Origin of the sequence: Pseudonocardia lutea (genome assembly GCF_042658055.1) — a bacterium.
GTDB classification, from domain to species: domain Bacteria; phylum Actinomycetota; class Actinomycetes; order Mycobacteriales; family Pseudonocardiaceae; genus Pseudonocardia; species Pseudonocardia lutea.
This window is the reverse complement of the sequence record NZ_JBHSQK010000111.1, coordinates 1-1,161: the sequence shown is the minus strand read 5'-3', so window position 1 is coordinate 1,161 and position 1,161 is coordinate 1. Positions and strand designations below refer to the sequence as shown.

The 1,161-nt window shown below is 80.8% G+C and carries 1 pseudogene; it reads left to right on the top strand.

The features are described from left to right. A pseudogene (locus tag ACFQH9_RS30470) lies at positions 1 to 1,161 on the top strand (AAA family ATPase); the annotation flags it as partial.

Here is a 1,161-nt window from a genome sequence, read left to right as displayed (position 1 = left end):
GGCCCGGGGCGGCGCCCGAGCGCGCCCGGTCCGGCGTCGCCGTCGTGCTGGTGGAGGCGGACGCGGGGGGCGGCAAGTCCGCCCTGGTCGAGGCCTTCCGGGTGGGGCTCACCGGCTGGACGACCGCGCTCGGCCGGTGCCCGGAGGTCGACGGCGCCCCGCCGGGCTGGGCGTGGACGGAGCTGGTCGAGGAGCTGGTCCGGGCCGTGCCGGCCTCGGCGGACCTCGCCGCGCGGCTCGCCCCGCTGCGGGCGGCCGGGCCGGGGCGCGAGGAGGTCGGCGAGACGTTCTGGCTGTCCCGCGCCGTCGTCGAGCTGGTCGGGGGCGCCGCGGCCGGCGGACCGGTGCTGCTCGTGCTCGACGACCTGCACCGGGCCGAGGACGAGACGTTGCAGCTGCTCCGCGCGGTCGTCGGCGGCTTGGGCACGGCGCCGGTCCTCGTCGTCGCCACGCTGCGGCCGGCCGAGATCGGCCCGGACCTGGCGGCCACCCTGGCCGCCCTCGCCGGACCGGTCGCCGACCGGATCACCCTGGCCGGGCTGACCGGGCCGGAGGTGCGCGCGCTGCTGGCCGGGCAGGGCGTCGCCGATCCCGACGAGCACACCGTCGCGCTGGTCACCGAGCGCACGGACGGCAACCCGCTCTTCGTCCGCGAGACCGCCCGGTTGATCGCGGTGGAGGGCGCGCAGGCCGCGGCCGACGCGATCCCGGCCGGGGTGCGGGACGTCCTGCGCCGCCGGGTCGCGCGGCTCCCCGCGCCCGCCCGGACCGTGCTGGGCCAGGCCGCCGTCCTGGGCCGCGAGGTCGACATCGACACCCTCGTCCGGCTGGCCGGCGCGACCGGGGGATCCGAGGACGGGGTGCTCGACGCCCTGGAGCTGGGCGTGCTCGCCGGCCTGCTGACCGAGCCCGCGCCGGGCCGGGTGCGGTTCGCGCACGCCCTCGTGCGGGACACGCTCGACGCCGACCTGCCCCGGCTGCGGCGGACCCGGCTGCACGCGGCCGCCCTGGCCGCGGTCGAGGCGGGCTCCGGAACCGGTGACCTCGCCGCCCTCGCCCGGCACGCGCTCGAGGCGGGCCCGGCGGTGCCGCCCCCGACCGCGCTGCGGCTCGTCGCGGCCGTCGCGCGGGAGGCGCCGGGTTTCGGCGCGCACCGGGAGG